The organism is Acinetobacter sp. MYb10, from assembly GCF_002980175.2.
Lineage (GTDB): Bacteria > Pseudomonadota > Gammaproteobacteria > Pseudomonadales > Moraxellaceae > Acinetobacter > Acinetobacter guillouiae.
Window position 1 is genome coordinate 323784 of the sequence record NZ_CP058272.1, and the last position, 20604, is coordinate 344387.

Annotated in this window: 16 protein-coding genes; 8 read left to right on the top strand and 8 right to left on the bottom strand. The window is 37.7% G+C overall.

What is annotated here, in order from left to right; genetic code table 11:
* Window positions 1-154 precede the first annotated feature (154 nt).
* Together CQZ96_RS01510 and CQZ96_RS01515 are read right to left on the bottom strand one after the other, a co-directional pair.
* Window positions 155-595 (bottom strand): RNA-binding S4 domain-containing protein, encoded by a 441-nt coding sequence (locus CQZ96_RS01510; RefSeq protein WP_004719756.1) that lies wholly within the window; start codon window positions 593-595, stop codon window positions 155-157.
* Window positions 579-1298, bottom strand: a complete 720-nt coding sequence (locus CQZ96_RS01515) for an HAD-IA family hydrolase (RefSeq protein WP_105712475.1) — start codon at window positions 1296-1298, stop codon at window positions 579-581. The genes CQZ96_RS01510 and CQZ96_RS01515 overlap by 17 nt, the downstream gene beginning before the upstream one ends.
* A 477-nt stretch (window positions 1299-1775) precedes the next feature.
* Here CQZ96_RS01515 and CQZ96_RS01520 point away from each other — a divergent pair, with 477 nt between their 5' ends.
* From CQZ96_RS01520 to CQZ96_RS01540, 5 genes are all read left to right on the top strand, one after another.
* On the top strand, window positions 1776-2228 hold the full coding sequence (locus CQZ96_RS01520; protein ID WP_105712476.1) for a hypothetical protein: 453 nt from the start codon (window positions 1776-1778) through the stop codon (window positions 2226-2228).
* A 999-nt stretch (window positions 2229-3227) separates the two neighbouring features.
* Entirely contained in the window at window positions 3228-3668 is a 441-nt protein-coding gene (locus tag CQZ96_RS01525) for a hypothetical protein (protein ID WP_228722761.1), read from the top strand.
* Between the two features lie 490 nt (window positions 3669-4158).
* Entirely contained in the window at window positions 4159-5010 is an 852-nt protein-coding gene (locus tag CQZ96_RS01530; protein ID WP_004719760.1) for a 3'(2'),5'-bisphosphate nucleotidase CysQ family protein, read from the top strand.
* 376 nt (window positions 5011-5386) lie between these two features.
* Window positions 5387-6115 (top strand): histidine phosphatase family protein, encoded by a 729-nt coding sequence (locus tag CQZ96_RS01535; protein ID WP_004719762.1) that lies wholly within the window; start codon window positions 5387-5389, stop codon window positions 6113-6115.
* A gap of 367 nt (window positions 6116-6482) precedes the next feature.
* Window positions 6483-9359, top strand: a complete 2877-nt coding sequence (locus tag CQZ96_RS01540; protein ID WP_105712477.1) for a M66 family metalloprotease — start codon at window positions 6483-6485, stop codon at window positions 9357-9359.
* Window positions 9360-9472: 113 nt separating this feature from the next.
* On the opposite strand, the gene CQZ96_RS01545 is transcribed toward CQZ96_RS01540, so the two are convergent.
* The 4 genes from CQZ96_RS01545 to CQZ96_RS01560 form a co-directional block, all read right to left on the bottom strand.
* Entirely contained in the window at window positions 9473-9997 is a 525-nt protein-coding gene (locus CQZ96_RS01545) for a protein tyrosine phosphatase family protein (protein ID WP_034615591.1), read from the bottom strand.
* A 74-nt stretch (window positions 9998-10071) separates the two neighbouring features.
* Window positions 10072-11163 (bottom strand): 3-deoxy-7-phosphoheptulonate synthase, encoded by a 1092-nt coding sequence (locus tag CQZ96_RS01550; protein ID WP_004719768.1) that lies wholly within the window; start codon window positions 11161-11163, stop codon window positions 10072-10074.
* 143 nt (window positions 11164-11306) lie between these two features.
* Window positions 11307-12185 (bottom strand): sulfite exporter TauE/SafE family protein, encoded by an 879-nt coding sequence (locus CQZ96_RS01555; RefSeq protein ID WP_105712478.1) that lies wholly within the window; start codon window positions 12183-12185, stop codon window positions 11307-11309.
* A gap of 355 nt (window positions 12186-12540) precedes the next feature.
* The gene (locus CQZ96_RS01560; protein ID WP_105712479.1) at window positions 12541-13437 is read right to left on the bottom strand and encodes a DUF4198 domain-containing protein; all 897 of its coding nucleotides are present in this window, start codon (window positions 13435-13437) and stop codon (window positions 12541-12543) included.
* 101 nt (window positions 13438-13538) lie between these two features.
* Between CQZ96_RS01560 and CQZ96_RS01565 the strand changes: the two genes are divergently transcribed.
* The 3 genes from CQZ96_RS01565 to CQZ96_RS01575 are packed head-to-tail and all read left to right on the top strand — an operon-like array spanning window position 13539 to window position 17252.
* Complete coding sequence (locus CQZ96_RS01565; protein WP_105712480.1) at window positions 13539-15095, top strand: DUF2271 domain-containing protein; 1557 nt, start codon at window positions 13539-13541, stop codon at window positions 15093-15095.
* Between the two features lie 60 nt (window positions 15096-15155).
* Window positions 15156-15746: a PepSY-associated TM helix domain-containing protein gene (locus CQZ96_RS01570; RefSeq protein ID WP_004719778.1), complete on the top strand. Its 591-nt coding sequence runs from the start codon at window positions 15156-15158 to the stop codon at window positions 15744-15746.
* Between the two features lie 12 nt (window positions 15747-15758).
* The gene (locus tag CQZ96_RS01575; RefSeq protein ID WP_105712481.1) at window positions 15759-17252 is read left to right on the top strand and encodes a sulfite reductase subunit alpha; all 1494 of its coding nucleotides are present in this window, start codon (window positions 15759-15761) and stop codon (window positions 17250-17252) included.
* Between the two features lie 206 nt (window positions 17253-17458).
* Here CQZ96_RS01575 and CQZ96_RS01580 read toward each other — a convergent pair whose 3' ends face one another.
* On the bottom strand, window positions 17459-18949 hold the full coding sequence (locus CQZ96_RS01580) for an amidase (RefSeq protein WP_004719783.1): 1491 nt from the start codon (window positions 18947-18949) through the stop codon (window positions 17459-17461).
* A 22-nt stretch (window positions 18950-18971) separates the two neighbouring features.
* On the bottom strand, window positions 18972-20447 hold the full coding sequence (locus tag CQZ96_RS01585; protein WP_004719785.1) for a GGDEF domain-containing protein: 1476 nt from the start codon (window positions 20445-20447) through the stop codon (window positions 18972-18974).
* Window positions 20448-20604: the final 157 nt, after the last annotated feature.

Consider the following 20604-nt stretch of genomic DNA (forward strand, 5'->3'; position numbering starts at 1 on the left):
AAACCTCAAACGATGTAATATCACTAATATCTTAAGTGGATGTCATTAAATTTGATCTTTCGTCCACGGCAGTAATAGTGACAGAAAATAAAAAATGGTTCTATATTAAAAAACATTAGTACGACATAAGATGTCGTACCCAACCTAAACGAATTCAGTCATCATCATAGGACCAAGATTGGTCAAATTGTTGATCATTTTCTTGTTTAAATTTGCTAATTTGTCGTCGATCTTTTTTACTTGGTCGATGATCAGGGCGCGCTAGATTATGCAATTTTCTTTGGGATGAAATCAACTCTCTACGTGCCACACTCACCTCAGTTTCTTCATAAAGTTGTTGGGCAATCGGTGCGCCGCCACGAACAACGGAGAGTGCTTTAATCACTACCGTTTTACGATCAAAACCTTGTTGTATGGTGAGCTCCATTCCAACACGAATCTCTTTTGAGACTTTAACACGTTCATTATTATGATGAACTTTACCACCCTCGATTGCATCTTTGGCAATAGAGCGTGTTTTAAAAAAACGTGCAGCCCAAAGCCATTTGTCTACACGCATTGTTTCAAGTTGTTGTTTCTCAGGCTGTTTTGACATCGACATCCTTATGTTCTAAATCTGTTGACTGTAAATTTGCTAATGCTACTTTTTTCAGTAAAGGTAAAAGCTCAGTTAAATGATTGATTGCAGGGTATTCCAATTCTAATTGATGACGCGCAGCACGACCACTGGAAGGTTGAGTAATCGTGATTAAGTGTGCTATACCAAACTTTTCAGCACCTTTTAATACTGGGATGGTGTCATCCACAAAACATGCATTTTGTGGGTCAAATGGATGCTTTTGCTGCAGGATTTGCCAAAACTCAATAAACTCTTTGGAATAGCCAATTTCTTCACTACTGATCATTACTTCAAAATAAGGGCTGAGATCAACATTTTCAAGTTTAAGTTTTAAGCCAGCACAATCTGCATTGGTCAGTAACCAACAACGATAACCTTGTGCTTTTAATTGTTTTAATAATTCAAAACAGCCCATTCTTGGGGTGATTTTATCTTTAAAATCATATTGTAACTGTAGGACATCAACCCCAACTTTTTCAGACCAGTATTTTGAAGAATACCAGCAGAGGGTATGATTATGTTGTTGATAAAATGCATTTAGAATGTTTTGACTGTGCTCTAAACTACATTGATGGGTTTCTGCATGCCGTTCAGGGAGTTTGGTGTTCCAGATCAGATCATCAAAAGCTAAATCAAGGAGTGTACCGTCCATGTCAAAAAAGATGATCGGTTTTTGCATTCAAGGAACTCCAAAGTTTTTTAAAGTTTAACAAAGACTCTTTGAAGTGTAAAAATATTAAATTTTAATTAAAGCACATTAAGCCTTTTAAATACTTTCAACGTTTAAGCAAGTTGTTTAGGTCAAAAGAAAAATTATGTACATATGTGTGCACATAATTTTTTAAATTGCTTTTATAAGTATAAAGTATTTGGACTGAAAAAATCATAGCATTCAGTAATTGTTGGTTAAATCAAATATGGTATACAAAAGCCATAAAAAATAGTATGTTATCTGATAAATTATAAGATACGGTTACATTAGGTTATCGAGAAAAAGTAATACATAAAGCTAAAATATGGTCGTTCGCAATGGCTAGGTGATAATTAGGGGTAAAATATTCAAGTGTCTATTTTCTAGAATATAATTAATATTTATTATTTAAACTAAATTGGAAATTTGGAAAGCATGAAAAATGCTATTTAAGGAAGTATGAAAATGAAGAAAAAGATAATTTCTATTGTATTTTGTTTTTTATCAATGAGTGTTTTTGCGGAGGTGGATCTAGATAGAACTCTCTTTGAGGCTGGAGTAGTTGATCATAATTATAGAATTATAGATACGGATGCATTTGATGAAATAATGAGAGGTGTTACCAATAATATAAATGCTTATGCACCAATTAAAATTGATACATACACAACGTTTGATACAGCTATTTTTACTAGATTTGGTATCTATATAAACATCACAATCAAAGAACTTAGTAAGGGAGATTTGAGTAGCGAATTAAAAGATAAATTATTAAATAATCTTTGCAAAGAAGACTTATTTAGGTCAGAAACAGTAAAAATGGAAAATATACCATTCAATATTAATATTTATGGTGAAAATGGTGAGAAAATATTCAATGAAAAATTTAAATCAAGTGATTGTTATGACGAGGATTAAATAACATAGTATAAATAAAATCAATAATATATGATTGTGTTTGTCTATATCAAAGATGATCGGTTAAGGACGCTACAAAGCAGTTGATTGAAACTTTAAAAGACTTTGTTGTTTATGTTGAATCAATCTTTCACTAGGTTTACTTGGTGTTTAAATTCTTGAAAAATAAAAGCTAGAACTTAATCTGGCTTCTACGGCTATGGTACCGTGGAACTTCACCATATTTAAATAGTGTAAGGATTCCACCCAACTCGCCTTAAAGATTTAGCCTAAAAGTTCATCTACGTAATAGTCGAACTTCAATTTAAATCTCCTTAAAAATTATTATAGTCTGCTTTTTATTTAATAGCTAGTAACGAAATATCATATAAAAGCTGAGCATTCAGGGAAAAAAGCGTGATTTCATAATGGTGCTTGACTCGCAGTTATTTCTAACCTGCATCTACTGAACGTACGAAACGGACTATTTCCAAATCATGTCTAAAATAAACTATAGCAAATAACAAGTGTTAAAACCCAATGGTTGAATGGAGTTGTTATTATGTTTGGATGCGGTGCTTAATGGGGTTGTGAAAAAAATAAAAGCCCATAAACTGGGCTTCTAATAAAGACTTCACTGTTACCATGATTCTTTTATCCTACTCAGTGTCAAAAGACCTGTTAGGGGCGGCGTCCTTCGTTCTTTCGGTTGCCCACTGGCTGGTTACAGGTTGTGGCAACAGGTTAGCAATGCTATTAAACCCAACGGCACGGACCCTGTGCATTGAATCATCAAGCCATCGGGAAGTCCTCGCCCATGCGTTGACAAGTATAAATTTTCAATTGTGAATAATCAATTTGCAGATTCAGTTAATTCAACTTGGACATTTAAAAAAGAATGTGAAAAGTGAGTGAAGCGGATTTATGATTTTGTAAGGAATGTTGATGAGGGCTGGAAAATATAGGTAATCAATGGTAGTTTGGTTTACTACAAATCAGTAAAGTAAAATTAAAAAAATCATGAAACTAATTTTAATCATTTTACTTGTTTTTACTTTGACAGCTTGTGTTAGCCTGCCTAAAAGCTCTCAAGAGCTTCAAACAAAAAGTACCACTAGATACCAGTTTAATGTAAATAGGGATTTAGATGTTGTTGAAAGAAATTTTGATGAGTTTTTAGATAAATGTTACTACACACTAAATAATGCAAAGATTTATTTAAACCATGCACAAGTTGGAGTAGATCAAGGTTTTGATAAGTCTAAAAATGGTAATAATATCAAGTATTCGATTTATGGTGGGTTATCACCAAAGAATTATGTTTTAGATTTGGATTTGACTAAAGCTGTAGATTCGAGCAGTGTAAGAGTTGATGTGGTGGCGGTGACAGGTATGTGGAAAAGGCATTTTCCGAAGTATGAACGGGTTGCTAATGGGGAAAAAGAAAGTTGCCCATGGTAAGAAATAAATAATTTAATCTCTCTTCTAGGGAGGTTTTTCATGACTAAAAATAAATAACAAGTAATTTAGAAAGAAAGCCCCACTTTAAAAAGTGGGTCTTTGGGTGGCGTCCTTCGTTCTTTCGGTTGCCCACTGGCTGGTTACAGGTTCTGGCAACAGGTTAGCAATGCTATTAAACCCAACGGCAGGAACCCTGTGCATTGAATCATCAAGCCATCGGGAAGTCCTTGCTCCTGCATCGTGAGTATAAATTTTCAATTATGATTAATCAATGAGTGGATTTCTTTTGAGTTTGCTAGGTTAAATATTCGATTGAATGTAGATAATCAGATTAGGCAAGTCATTAGAGAGTGTAAAAGACAAATAGATTTTGCTTTTTATCCCACCATACTCAAGATATTTATTAGTTAAAAGCTATTGTTTTCATGCACTCAACATAAAAAAATGGTAGGCTTGTGGACAAAAATCAGACATCCTACAGGTCGGATCAATGTTTATTACCACTCAAGCACCACAAGATGAACAAATTTTAAAATTAGTTCCAGTTTTGGCATCTGCAAGTCAAATCTTGCTCGAGGAATACCAAAATTATTGTGCTGGAAATGCGTTTAATATTGATAAAAAGGATGATCAGTCACCTGTTACCCAAGCTGACTTAAAAGTGAATGCCTATTTAATAGAACAATTGGCGAAAATCACTCCTGAAATTCCAGTGCTATCAGAAGAGAGCGATTACTCTCAACGACATACATGGAATATCTGTTGGATGCTGGATCCTTTGGATGGAACTAAAGAATTTATTCATGAACGTGATGAATTTACGATTAATTTAAGTCTAATTCACAACCACCAAACCATATTTTCAATCATTGCTGTACCGACAGAGCAAGTGATGTATTTGGGATATTTAACAGAATTGCCTTATAAATATTGCTTTATTCACCGTACTTGGGAACGTTATTGCAAGTTTAAAGCTGTAGAGGAAGATGCAATTCAAATTGGACTAAGCCATAGCAGTAAAAATCCAAAGTATCAGCAATATATTGATTATATTGAGCAAGAATCGCCTGTCATTAGACGCGAGGCGGGCAGTGCCTATAAGTTTTGTATGATGCTTGAAGGCGAAATTGATATTTATCCAAGATTCCATCCAACCTCTGAGTGGGATACCAGTGCAGGACAAGGATTATTGGAAAGTATTGGTGGTGGATTACTGAGTTTAGCTGCGGTACCATTTACCTATAATCAACGTGATACCGTGTTAAATGATGGGTTTATCGCATTTCGGAATGTCGAAAATAAAGAAATTGCTTTAGAAGCATTAAGCAATGTGAGCTTTTAATCTGATATACATATGCATTTTATAGATAATTTAACACTTTGATATTAGGGTCTGTTGACAATTCGTCTATGTTTGCGACTACGTGTGTTTTTTTGGCGATACTAGGAACGAAATACGAAATTTAGTCATTCTAAATGAGTAGTTCGTAACGACGTAGCGGCAAAAAACACGCTAGTCCCGAAGGGTTGTGGCTAAAATTATCTCAGCCTACGTTATGAAACTCGAAAATAGTCTCGCTATTCTCTTCGTTTCATGCCTTGCCTGCTCAATTTTAACCTACAACGCAAGCCATTTATGAAATGTTAACAGACCCTAGATTGAGCGCTTGGCTGCATATGTTATAGTAAGCTTGTATAAAAATGAGTTTTAAGTTGATATGGCCTTAGATTTATTGCCGAACAGTATGCTAAAAGCAATAGATTTATTGCCCGATGCGAAAACACCTGTAACCTTATTCACGCGTCATTCAATTCGTGAGGTTGTGAATGGGCAGGGGCTGGCAGGTTATGATCTGCAATTAACTTCCCAAGGTCGTGATCTAGCGCAAGCTTGGGGTTGTTATTTGATTGAAAATACGGATCGAGTAATCCAACATTGTATTTCAAGCCCCATTCAGCGTTGTGTCGATACCGCGGCTTTGATGATTCAAGGCGCTGACGGAATTTCTCCTTATCCGAATACCCATCACATCGAAATTGTAGAAAAGGGCTTATTGGTTGAGCCGGGAAGCTTTGTGCTGGATATTAAACAGGCTGCTCCTTATTTTAGAGCACAAGGTGCTTTAGGTTTTATCAATAGTTTTGTAAATAATGCCTTACCTGGTATGAAACATCCGATTACGGGTGTGGTGGATGTGCTTGAATTAATCTATGAAACACATCCTACGCTAAACAACGGGATTAGTTTGGCTGTGAGCCACGATACGATTCTTGCTGCGATTATTGCGGTGATTTCAAAACGTACTGAAATCAGTCAAAGTGACTGGCCAGAGATGATGGAAGGCCTATTTGTTTGGTTTGAAGGCGAGCGTTTTGCAGATAGTCATTTAAAATGGATTTGGCGAGGCGAACGTGGTGAATTGTCGATACGAGAGTTTCAGCAATAGTTGCTTTTTAAATTAAAAAATAATTATGTTGAGCGAATCATATTGATATTGAAAGCTCCTTCTCCCTTTGTGTAGGCGATGCCCCATCTTGCGCTACTAAATCTGTATCCCCGCATACCCACACACAATGGGCGATATCCCTGTCGCCACGTGATAGCACCACGGTGCAGATAAATAACAACCTAAAACTCAATAAATCCATAAAAGTAAAATTTAGAGCAATATGTCCTTTTTATATTTTTAAATAAAAATCACATGATTATAAACAATGTGATATATTTAAATAATTGAAATATATAATTATTTTAATTTAATCTCAGAAACTAAGGATAGAGATAAGTCGTTATAAATATGGGGAAGATATGTGATGCAATTACGGTTTAAATATTTAACAATTTGTACGCTTTCAGCAATGCTTATTGCATGTGGGGGCGGTAGTGATAGCCATTCTACAAATGATCAGCCATCGAATATACCGCAAAACCCTGGCGATGGTACAAATGAGTTACCAGGAGATGGTACACCAGAAACCCCAGACAACGGTTCAGGGGGTTCAAATGGCGGTACGACTTTACCTCCAGAGAATGGTTCGGGCGGTTCAAACGGTGGTACGACTCAGCCTCCTGAGGGCGGTTCGGGTGGCTCAAATGGTGGTACAGGCACAACACCACCTGTAGTAGAAAAATATCCAGAACCAGTTAAAAATAAAATCTCAAGCAGTGTATTAGGCTTTTATGATTTTAATGCACAGGGTGGAAATCGCTTATTGCGCAATGATTTAAATGGTAACTTTGCTGCAATGCTACAGTTTGCCCAAAGTCATGTGGTAAACCCGAAGAATAATGAACAGGATAAAATGCCACGCTTAACAACGCAGAAAGATGCATTGTTATTGGTTACACCTTTGGTTTCGATGGGAGATGTTGATAAATTACAAGCGGAAATCTATAAAGGTAACCAACTGATACGTACCGTAAATCTAAAAGAGCCTTCACGTCTTGCTGCTTCCGATCAGTCTAATCAGGATGATCGAGCGCGGGTAATGTATTCTAAACAGGCATGGTCAGTAGCATTAAAGTGGGATGAGGTACGTTCAGGATTATCCATCCGTATTATAGACTCTGTAAACAATCGCAGTGGTTCTTTAGCTGGGACAGATATTGATTTTGCCGCACCAGGCGAGTTGGTGGTGCAAAGTATTCGTTTAGGTTTATTGACTGATGCACCTAAATCCAATGGTCACTATATGCTGTTGGAACCTGAAAAAGCAGGAACCGATTATTTCCAAACCATCCCTGCTGCAAAAATGATAGTCAGCAAATACGATGAAATGAAGCTTAATCGGGTCATGGTTGCAAGTGGTGTCATTTACGATTCTGTCAGTGCAACCAATGGTGGCGTCTATGATGGAGATATGCGTGAAAACACCGCTAAATCGACATTTAGTGTTGGAATTAACTTAGCGAACTGGGGTGTCACCAGTTCATCGATGCAAAGCCAAGAGCAACCACAAGTGACTCAAAGTGTGGTGATTCATCATGCCAGAGGTAAATATGCCAATGGTGAGTCCAATCACGGCTTAAGTGGTGGAAATGGTATTTTGACATTGATTGATTCGGTGGGGAATGAATTTAGCCATGAAATCGGGCATCACTATGGTTTAGGGCATTATCCTGGCTCAGTCGAAACTAGTGGAAGTCCTACAAATTATTTCTGGTCTGCACACCATGCGGACAGCGGTTGGGGATACATTGCATTTCGAAATAAAATGCGTGGCAATTTAAATTGGGGCAATACCAATTTAGGTGATGGCAGTAATGGTGTACCAAACTTCCAAAATCTCTATGCCTATGGTTGGGATGCCATGAGTGGTGGATCCAGCGCCAGCTCGATTTCCAAATATACCCACTATACTGGTTATAGTATGTGGTTAAAAATTCAACCTGCTTTTGATAAATACGTGTGGGATCCAAACTCTACAACAGGCTATAAAAAATGGAATCCCGCAACACGCGAAATGGTAGATGCACAACCCAAAATACCAAACTCAGGCAATGTTTGGTATAACAGTGCCGATGGTAACTTTTTAAAACCACGTTTGTTTAGTGTGCCTGTTTATACGATTTTAGGTGGCTATGATCCAGTCAATCAGGTGGGGATTATTTATCCTGCGGCACGAGGCAATTGGGGCAATGTCTTTAATCTACCTCAGGCCAACACGACTGGCACAGCTGCAAGTTGTTGGTTAAATGTGCAGTATGCCAACAAAGTAGAAAATATTGCACTTGCTCCACAACGGGTAAATTCAGGTAGCAATGCCAACAAATTCCATATCAACCTTGCGCAAAGTGATACACCTCAAAATGTTGATCTTTACTGCCAAAAAGCAGGTCAGCAAGCAGTGAAATTGTCGAATATCAATATTCCAGTCACTACACAAGCAATGGCACCTTTTGTTTCTATTGGCAAAGAAGCAGAGTATTCGGCATTAAGAACACTTGAAATGCCACAACTTGAACAAGCTTTGCTGAATAATAAAGGTAAAGAGGTGGTCAGTCTTGATGCGGATTCACGCTTATTATTTGACTCTTATCGTCAATTTAAAACTGAATTGTCAGCGGACGCGCAAACAGAAATGGTCCGTTATACCCAACAGCAAATTAAACTTTACCGTTTAAATCGTTGGATAAATGCATATCGAACTGATCTTGAAAGTGGCAATGTTGAAGCAATTGAGGCATTTAATCAGTTTGTGGCAAAGTTGGAACTAAGTACTGATTTCAATTTAAACCATGTTTCCAGCATTAAAAACGGGACAAATTGTCTAAAAGTTGAAACACTGTCTAATGGCAAATTGAATGCTTATATCAGTGGTAAGAGCGGCTGTACGGGTGATGACACTGAACAGTGGATTTATGATGCAATGGGTAAAATCCACAGCAAAAAATATATGGATCAGTGTTTAGCCAATCAGGGTGGAGTGATTAATCTAAGCTCATGTAACCATGATGCAGCAAGCCAAGTGTGGGCGATGAATGCCACACAGCAACGTATCGAACAAGGTTCAAAATGTTTTGATTTGGAATATGGTTATTTAAGCAATAACCGAGCACGTTTGATTAGTTATAATTGCGGTACTGGTGGAAATCAAAAATGGACAAATCTTACTACCAATAACAGTTTGATTTTGGCTGCAACCCGTGCTGAAAATTTAGCTTTGATCAAGCAACTGCTGATCAAGTAAGCAAATCAAAAATTAATTTATCACCATAAAATAAGCGCCATAAGGCGCTTATTTCTGTTCATGTTGATGATTTTACTTAAATGCATCAATGATTGAACTGTTGTTATGCTGGTTTAAGAAAACTGATCCGCATTCATCAAAGAGTGTTGTAAATCTTCAGTGGCTTTACGCCCTTGCAGTTGTAAGGCAACAGCATGTATTAAACCGGTCCAAGTTTCATTGGGTTCCCAAATTTGATGCATCAACTCTTGTGCGGTTGGCATATCGATATCCATATAATATTGGCGATATAAATACATCAAACAACTCACCCGCATATTTTTTGCACAATGTACCCAAACAATTTTTTCCTGTACCAAATGCGCGATCAAATCTAACACAAATAAGCATTGATCATCTGCTGGTGTATCCCAATGGATTGGAATTTGAATGTAGTTGAGCCCAAACTCAGCACAGATTTTATCTTCATGTTCAAGGTGTAAGCTGGCATCTGTAAATGCCAGATTGATGATTGTATCTACGCCGTATTCTTTAATCTGTTTCAGTTGTTCAGCACTCGGCTGACCTGAAGTCAGTAAGTGTTCATGGACAAACTGGAAGTTTGCGATTTGACAGAGTTCTTGTTCAAGTTCGTTCATAGCATTCTTACAGAAAATGTTTAATAACATCATAAACAAAAACGCCATCTATGTAGATGGCGTTTTTATATTAATTAACGATTTGGTAAAATTTCTTTTAAAGCTGCATCCATTTCCAGAAGCGCTTTTTCAGTGGTTTCCCAATCGATACAACCATCAGTCACCGATTTACCATATTCTAAATCAGCCAGATTTTCAGGAATATCTTGGCGTCCACCTTTAATATGGCTTTCAACCATAATGCCGACAATAGATTTATTGCCATCTAAAATCTGTTCGGTGATATTTTTCAACACAAGCGGTTGTAAATACGGATCTTTATTTGAGTTAGCATGACTGGTATCAATCATGATTTTATTGCTTACTTTGGCTTTTGCTAACGCATTTTCCGCTTCAGCAACAGAGCCCGCATCATAGTTCGGCTTACCATTACCACCACGTAATACAACGTGTGCATAAGGGTTACCGCTGGTACGAATCACTGAAACTTGGCCTTCGTTATTTAAACCCAAGAAACTATGACCATGTTTAACAGACTGCATGGCATTGGTTGCAACGGTTAAACCACCATCTGTACCGTTTTTAAAGCCTACAGGTGAAGAAAGACCAGAAGACATTTCACGATGCGTTTGGCTTTCCGTTGTACGTGCACCAATTGCAGACCATGAAATAAGATCTTGGTAATATTGTGGTGAGTTCGGGTCAAGCGCTTCAGTCGCACAAGGTAAGCCTTTATCGTTTAACTCAAGCAATAGTTTGCGACCTAAACGTAGACCTTTTTCAATATTAAAAGAATCATTCATATCTGGATCATTGATCAAACCTTTCCAACCAACGGTTGTACGAGGTTTTTCAAAATAAACACGCATGATGATATATAAAGTATCTTTTACTTTTTCACTTAATACTTTTAAACGATTTGCATAATCATGTGCTGCAACAGGGTCATGAATAGAACAAGGGCCAATCACAACAAATAGACGTTTATCTTTACCATCTAAAATATTACGAACAGTTTCCCGACCATGAAGTACAGTTTGGTAGGCATTTTCATTTAATGGTAATTCAGCTTTAAGTTCCGCTGGGGTTACCAGCGTTTGAATGCTTTGGACATTCACGTCATCAATATCTGATTGAGTAATTGGATTTGAATTTAATGTATTCATTGCCGTCACTGGGTATTAGAAACATACAGAAAGTATTTTTAGTGGTCAGAATATAACACGAATTGGCCGAAGTTTTGTCATAAATAAATCATTAAAACTTTACGGTCAATTCATAATTATTAGTTATCAATAAAAGCTTAATTTTAAACCTGCGGTTGTTGGACGGATGGCATCACCATTGCAGCCTGTGGTTTTTCTACAGGTTTGGATTTAACTGGGTTTAAGATAAAGTTAATACCCAAGGCAAATAGGGTGATCCCCAAAACCTTGCGAATCATTTTTTCTGGCATTTTAGAACTGATCAAGGTTCCCACCACAATTGCAGGAATTGAGCCCACCAGCAACCATCCAAGCAGATGAAAATCTACATTGCCAGATGTCATATGTGCAAAACCAGCAACAGAGGTTAATAAAACAGCATGTACCACATCGGAACCGATGATACGAATCATCGGTAAATTGGGAAACATGAGGATCAGCGCCATGATACCAAATGCGCCAGCACCTACAGAAGAAAGGGTCACGAATACACCCAGTACAATCCCCATAATCACAACATAAGTACGTTTGCCTTCAATGTTGAAATTATTGGCCTCATGAAAATCTTGCTTTTCTGCACGAAATTTGGCAAAGAATTTTTCAATTCTAGAACGGAACACGATAGACAAGCCTGTTATGGTCAGCATAAAGCCTAACACCATGGTTAAAATGGCTTTGTAGTGTGTTGAACTGCTGAGGTAATTGTCTAAAACCCAATGGGTGATAAATGAAGCAGGGACACTGCCCAAGGCTAACCAGAGAACAATCGGCCAAACGATATTCAGTTTTTTAGCATGAACCATCGAGCCACAAAACTTAGAAATAGCCGCATAGAGTAGGTCTGTTCCGATTGCGATGTGTGGTTCTATTCGAAATAAACTAATCAGGATGGGGGTCATAAGTGAACCACCGCCTACACCAGTAATACCTACACAGAAGCCGACTAAAACGCCAGCTAGAATAAACTCAACAGGACCAAACATGACTTATATTGCCAGATATCAAAAAACAGGCATATCTTATGACTTTTTTGTATAAGTGGTTGTCTTGATTGTTGATTTGCTTATGCAAAAAAATGCTAAAGTCTTTTAACTTTAGCATAATGTAGGTTTTTATATCTATCTAATTGATTATTATTCTAAATTTTGATTCGGTCTCTTTGATAGATTGAAAAATGATCATTTGAATTGAATCATATTCGTATTGAAAGTTTCTTCTCCCTCTGGGAGAAGGCTAGGATGAGGGTGCTTTTATGTTGATTTATGATTTTAAAAACACTTGTGAAAGAACTTAATAAATATACTAATTATTAAATAAAAATTAAGATCTTAATAGGATTTACTCAGCAACTTCAACGGTTAGACCATAAGTAAAAATTTCACTTTCTGGCTTTTTGCTATTGTCAGGATTAGCTTCTGGATAAGAAGTCGTAATCAAATAAATTCCAGGTTTTTCAAATTTAACTTCCACTTCACCTTTTGCATTGGTTTTTACATGTGGTTGTTCACGTTGTGCACTGGTTTCATAGCTGCTGGCGCCTTTAAACACATCAACCTCAAGGTTTGGTACAGCTTTGCCATTGAGTAAAATCTGCGCTTTTAATGATTCACCAGCAAACAATTCATTTGGATGGGTTAAAAACTTAACTTCAAATCCTTTATTGCTGACTGCTGGAACAGGACTTGGTTTGCCTTTAGTGACAAAGCTTTCAGCAATAATATTGTTTTTAACCTCTAAGATTTGTGCATTTGCAGGGACTTGGTCTGCTGAAACTGAACGTGGCGGTTGTGGTGGTGTTACTGGTTTTTTTTCAGCATCGGCTTTTTGTTGTTCTGGTTTAGGCGCTTGCATATTTACATTTTGTAGACGTACAGGGCGGATACGTAACCAACGACCATCTATAAGTGCATATTTACTACTATTCCCTGAAGCATTATCTGTACGGATACGGTAAGTCCCTTCGCTTGGAAGATCAAACTCAGCAACATTAAAGCGTTTTAATTCGGCCGCAGGGTTTATTTTTATTTGCTGACCTTTAGGATCAGTAAGGAGATAGCTGGTTTTAAAGTTAATGCTGGGAACAAAAAACTTTTCTAAGGTTAGTGAACTCTGGAAGCTTACATTTTGTGATGCGCTGGTATCAAAAACTTCAGGGAGAATAAAAGGGCTGATGGTATGCGCAGAACCAACAACGGGTAATGCAGACAGCAGAGCAATTTTGAGCCATTGATTCATTTCAAGCGTCCTGTAAACTTAAGTTAAAATATTTTACATAATGTACTTGATAACAAGTATCATTATCAATATTATTTTAACAAAATTCAGAGACTATCCGTATGTCCTCATCAAGCAGACGTTCACCCTCAACTCGTGCTGTATTTCGTCTTTCGCCTCTGGTCATGGCATTAGCACTGATATCTCCACTACATAGTTATGCAGAAACAATGCAGGTTTCTGCTGCAAGCAATAATAATATTGAATTGGAAAGTCATCACTTCCATCGTGATCATGTTTTAGGTACATCTTTAGATGTGGTGATTACTGGAACTTCGCAACAAGATGCTGCGCGTGCAACAGCTGCAATCGAAAAAGAAATTTCTGATTTGAATCGAGTGTTATCAACTTGGCAAAATGACAGTGAAATTTCACAACTTAACCAACAAAAACAGCTCACAGCATCTTCGGATTTGTATCAGGTGATTGCTGCATGTGAAGCTTGGCGTGGTAAAACCTGTGGTGCATTTGATGCACGTTTAGGCAATTTGATCGCAATGTGGCAACAGGCCAATGGGGTGCTTGAAATTGATCAAAGTACACGTGATCAATTGCTTTCGCAGTTGCAAGACAACAGTGTTCGTTTGGATGAAAAAACAAAAAGTGTGAAAATGGATAGCTCAGTTACTTTTGCACCAGATGGCTATGCAAAAGGCTATATTATTGATCGAGCTTTAATTGCAGCACGTCAAGCGGTCCCTAATTTAAAAGGTATTTTACTGGATATCGGTGGTGACATGCGCGTTTGGGGGACTTCACCCAATCAAGCGGGTTGGAATGTTGGTGTACAAGATGCTTTTCATCACTATGACAATCTAGCACCAAGCCAAGTTTTAAATTTAAAAGACCAAGCAGTCGCATTCAGTGGTCAAGGTTATCGTAGTTTGGCTGGTCAATCTCATCTTTTAGATCCATATTCAGGTTTGCCAATCCAACATGTTGAACAATGTGTAGTCGTTGGAAAATGTGCTGCGGATGCAGATGCTTTAGCAACAGCCTTGACTGTGATGAAGCCAGCAGAAGGCATGCAACTGATCGAATCTTTGCTCGGTTATGAAGCTCAACTGACACTTTCAACGGGTGAAACGTACCAAAGCACAGGTTGGAATGCGTTGGTTCAACTTCCACAGCAAGCAGATTTTCATAATGTTGCAGCAAATGCTTCAGCAAAATGGCCCGCAGGTTATCAAGCGGTGATCGATTTGGTTATTCCCAAATTGGTTGTGGAAAATTATCGCGCACCTTATATTTCGATCTGGGTGACCGACAGTGATAAAAAATTAGTGCGGACACTTGCAGCTTGGGGCAAAGACCCGAAATGGATTAATTCAAACTATGTATGGTGGCGCCGTTATGGTCGTCAAATAACGAACTTGGATGCAGTTGCTAAACCGTCACGCCAACCGGGTAATTATAAACTGGCTTGGGATGGTAAAGATGACAATGGTAAAACTGTAGATGCAGGGCAGTATCAAATACATGTTGAAGCTTCACGTGAGCATGGTGATCATTCTTATCAAACCTTTAAGTTGGATGTAAAAGCAAAAGCTTCCGCTCAAAATTTACCTGCACAAAAAGAAATCGGTGTCGTCAAACTGAATTTCCAGAAAGTGAATTAATTTGCTGACTATGCGTGTTCGGATAAGCGTTTTGATGAAAATTTTGATGAGAGTTTAATTGTGTATCAACGTCGAGATTTTTACCGCCATGCACGTTATGTGCATGGTTGGTTATCAGCTTTTGCTTTTATTGTCTTAATCTTTTTTGCTGTTACGGGATTAATTTTAAACCACCCTGAATGGTTTACCCCTGCAACAGATGAAAATACTGAAACGATTACCTTACCTGAAAATGTCCTGACTCAAATTAAAGGCCAAGAGAATCCAAGCACTCAAATTGTAGATTATCTACGACAACACCATGCAGTCATTGGTCGTTATAAGAGTGGTGAAGTCATGGATAATGAAGTCATGATTCATTTGGCAAGTCCAGCAGGTTCAACAGATATTTGGGTCACTTTAGACAATGGTCAAGCTGAAATTACGCTTAAACCCGCATCTACCGTTTCATTGATTAGTGATTTGCACCGTGGGAAAAATGCGGGTAAAGCATGGACTTGGCTGATTGATATCAGTGCAATCATCATTACGATCTTATCATTGGCAGGCTATATCCTATTTTTAAGTATTAAGACTCGCTTAAAAACACATCTTTTCTTGACGGTATTCAGCTTAGCGCTATTGATGCTTCTGGTTTGGACAGTAGTATAAAAGGTTAGAACAATGACACATGCTGTACTGACTGTACTTATATTTTTAGCAATCTTGTTTATATTTCATGGCATTTTTCTGTTACTTTTATTTAGACCTCAATCAAAGCGCAATTTAGCTCAAAATGCAGATGAATATTTGATTGTATATGCAAGTCAGTCAGGGCAGACAGAAAATTTTGCTTTACAAACAGCCCAGCAATTGTCTGCTTTAGGCTATTTGGTCCAGTGCTTGAGTATTGAACAGGTGAATGCCGCTTTATTTAAACGTAGCTTAAAGATTCTATGGATCGTTAGTACTTATGGTGAGGGGGATGCACCAGATTCAGCACGTCAGTTTGTTAAAAACGTAATGACAAAGTCATTTGATTTAAATGACATTGAGTATGCGGTGTTGGCTTTTGGTGATTCGCATTATGCAAATTTCTGTAATTTTGGTAAACAATTGGATTTATGGTTAACAGAAAATCATGCACAAGCTTTATTCTCGTTGGTTTGTGTTGATCAACTTAACCCTACGATGGGTTTGACTGAGTGGCAAACTCAACTTGACCTAGTTTTGCCGCAATTTTCAGCTCAACCTGTTCAATTGATACAACATCCTTTTCATTCTGTGGTTTTATCTGAACGCCATTTGTTAAATCAAGGTAGTTTAGGGCATCCAATGTATCATCTTGTGTTTACCCAAGTTGAAGCATTATGTTGGAAATCTGGTGATATTCTTGAAATTCAATGTGCCAATACAGATTCACAAATCAAGGTGTTTTTAGATCATTTTAATCTTCAAAACTCAAATGTGTTTCAGGCTAATCATCCAATAGAATTATTGCGGTTTAAGAATTTACGTTCATTTGATGCCATGCAGCATTCAACGGCATTTGAGCAATGGTTGGCACAGGCAGAAGACTTACCGATTCGTGAGTATTCGATTGCCAGTATTACATCACAAAGCCAGATTGAGTTGGTGGTCAGACGAGAAGTTCATCAAACAGGTTTAGGGCTGGGTTCGGGCTATCTTACCCATGCACTGGCTTTAGGTGAGCAAATTTCTTGTCGAGTTCGTTCAAATCCTGCATTTTATCTGGTTCAAAATGATCAACCTATTATTTTGATTGGAAATGGTTCTGGGATTGCAGGCTTGATGTCACATATTCGACAACGCGCAGAATGGTCTTTTCAGCAAAACTGGTTAATTTATGGCGAACGTCAGTACCAAATTGACCTTGGCTTTGCAGATCAATTGAATCTATGGCAACAACAGTCTGTACTGCCGCAAATTGATTATGCTTTTTCACGTGATACAGATAATCAGAAATATGTACAAGATTGTGTATTGGAGAAATCAGCGCAACTTAAACAATGGATTGAGCAAGGTGCATCAATTTACATTTGTGGTAGTTTAAAAGGGATGGCACAAGGGGTTGAAACAGTATTAATCGATATTTTAGGTGAAGATCAGTTTGAGCAGTTGATTGAACAAAAACGTTACTTACGTGATGTATATTAATTGCGTGATGTTTCTCATTTCTATATAGATGATTAAAGTAGCGAATTAAGAATAGTCTTACGAAAGCAAACTTTATAACTTATGGAAATTATACTCTTCTATAGAAATGAATATGTATGATTGAAAAGCTTGCAATGCCACGCTATTCTCAAAAAATATTCACACCAGTACCAGATGTCTAATGTGAATATTCATGCAGATAAAATTTATATCGCAATACCTTTATATTTAGCTGCCCAAGGTTGCGCTTGTTCTAATTGTGCCGCCAGTTGTAGTAATACATCCTCACGTCCAAAAGGTGCAATAAATTGTGAACCTAAGGGCATATTATCTTTATTCCAATATAAGGGTACTGACATGGCAGGTAAGCCCGTGATATTGGCCAATTGGGTAAATGGAACCCATTGCAAATTATTTTTAATCATTTGCTCAACCAGCTTACCTTTTGCCAGTAAGTGGGCTTGATCAACTTTGAGCAAGGCTTTTAAAATCGGAACTTGCCAAGATGGTGTTTTTACCTCGCCATTTTTCGGTGCAATTGAAGCTGTAGACGGAATTAGAAATAAATCATAACGCTCAAAGAAATGATTCATTCTTGCAACATAAACACCCCAATTATTGAGATTGTTGATATAGTCCACAGCAGAAGCTTTGGCACCAAATGCGGCAATTGCCAGTGTATCTAATTCAAAATCTTGATCTGTTGCACCAAATCGCTGTTTGACTTGATTCACTGTATAAGCGCATTGGCTAAACCATGTGGTAATAAAGTCTTTGGCAAGCGCCATACCGTCAATTTGAGGCGTTGCTTCTTCAACAATATGTCCTAAAGATTCTAAAAGTTTGGCCGTTTTTTGAATGGCTTGTACTGCATCTTTTGAAACTTTGGTTCCAATCGGTGAAACAGTGGAAAAACCAATTCGCAAACGTTTTGGGGCTTTTTCAATGATGTCTAAGTAGCGTTCAGTCGGGCTTTGGATATTGAAAAGAGCAGTACGATCTGAGCCTTGAGTAGCATCTAACATAGCTGCACTGTCACGGACTGATTTGCACAATACATGTTGCATCGCAGCCCCATGCATTGCTTCACTGATTTCAGGTCCCCAAGGTGTACGTCCGCGACTTGGCTTTAAGCCAAATAAGCCACAATACGAGGCAGGAATCCGAATAGAACCGCCTCCATCACTTGCACCTGCAATTGGTACGATACCCGCTGCAACGCCAGAAGCAGAACCTCCAGAAGAGCCGCCACTATTGTGTTTTAAATTCCACGGATTTTTGCAACTGCCCCAAGCTTCAGGTTCAGTGATACCTTTAATGCCAAACTCTGGCGAATTGGTTAAACCAAAAGTAACCACGCCCGATTTTACCCAGCGATTGACGATTTCTGAGTTTTCTTTAGCAATATATTTAGCATTTTTAAATGCTTTAGAACCAGATGAGGTTGCGACACCCGCATATTCTTGATGTAGATCTTTGAGTAAAAATGGTACACCTGAAAAGGGGCCATTCGCATAATTTTGGGTATTTTTTAATGCGTGTTCATAGATCGGAATAACGATCGCATTAATTTTAGGATTTACCTGCTCAGCACGTTGAATTGCGATTTCTAATAATTCATGTGCTTGTACTTCTTTGTTTTGTACAAGTTGTGCTAAACCGATACCATCATATTGAATATATTCTGAAAATTTCATAGCTTTCCCTTGCTGTTTTGAGTTATTGGGCAAATATCTTTTGGTTTTGTTCGATCGTGGTTTCTAAACAAAGTTGATTTCTACCTTTTTCCTTGGCTAAATACAAAGCATCATCAGCCCGTTTAATCAGCTGTTGAAAAGGTATGCAATAGGGTAAAGTCTGATAACTTAAGCCAATACTGACGCTGATATTTAAGCTACGCTGATCATCTAAATGAATCGGGGTATTGAAAACGCTATTACAAATTCTTTGTGCAATGGCAACACTTTGTTCTAAAGATAGATCTTTTAATAATATAGCAAACTCTTCTCCACCTAAGCGACCAAATAGATCATTAGCACGAATTTGTGCTTTGACTTGATGGGTAAACTCTTGCAAAACATAATCGCCAATCACATGGCCATATTGATCATTAATTTTTTTAAAATGATCTAAATCTAAAACCAAAATCGTGACACTGTGTGCTTGTTGCTTTTCAACATCCTCTGCAATGGTACGTTCACTTTCTTCATAGAAATAACGACGATTGAGTGTGGTAGTGAGACCATCATGATTGGCTAAGTATAAGATTTGGTGATAAAGCTTTTGGCGATTTAAACTGATAATTGCAAGGGTTAAAGGTCCTAAAGCTAGCATCATTAAACCGATGCGTACAGACAGTGTGGTGCCCAAATAGGCATCTGGTGACTGAGCAATATAATATGCAGTCAATGCATTATAGAGCAGCATACACACAATACAGTTAATGATAGAGACAAAGAATAGGTTATAGCTTAGTGCAGCCCAAACCAATGCTGCAATGGGGAACATAATCGCACCTGGACCCAGAAAAAAATGGGTCAGAATGACGGATAAAACGACTCCCAACAGTGGAAGAAATTTTTCGTACTGAAAAGGCTGTTGTTTAAATTGTTGGATATGGCTTTGAATGGTTTTTTTATCTGGGATTGCCAATATAATCGGTAAAAAGGCAATGACATTGAGGATTTCTCCCGTCCACCACATACCAAAATCAATCCAGATTCTATCCATAACCATAAAGGTGTTTGGTAAATAAGGGACCGTTAAACTTGCGACGATTGGTGAAGCTAAACAACCGCCAAAGGCACTGATTGCAAATAAGTATAAAAATGTTAAGCCTTTATTATATTGTTTATAATCCAGTTTAAAAAATCGAATCAGTCCTAATGTGACCAAGGCATGAGATAGATTGGCTAAAGTCAGAAAGAAGGTGATTAAAAAAGAGTTTCCCGTAATCAGATCTGCAAGCATAAAGGCAGTAAATGCGCCAATCCACCCACCTATATTTTTTAAGCGATGAAACCTTAAAAAAAGTCCAAGTAAAACAGCATTTGCGGGCCAAAAAATGGCAAGAAAGGATAAGGGTCTACCAAATATTCCAGCCAATGCGCAGACAAAAATAATCATTGCAATAATAAAAAATGCAGAGATGTTGTCTTTAAGTGCTTGACTTAAATATGCGATAGCTCGAGGCAATTTGCGAACCTATTCTAAAGAGGGATTAATCTCTAAGCCAATATTTTATCTGGCTCTGCTAAGGTATTAATAAGTAATCATATCTATTTATATCGATAAATCAATAGTTTTAGTTACCTTAATTCGAGCCTGTCACAAAAATATTTTTGCTTAGAAT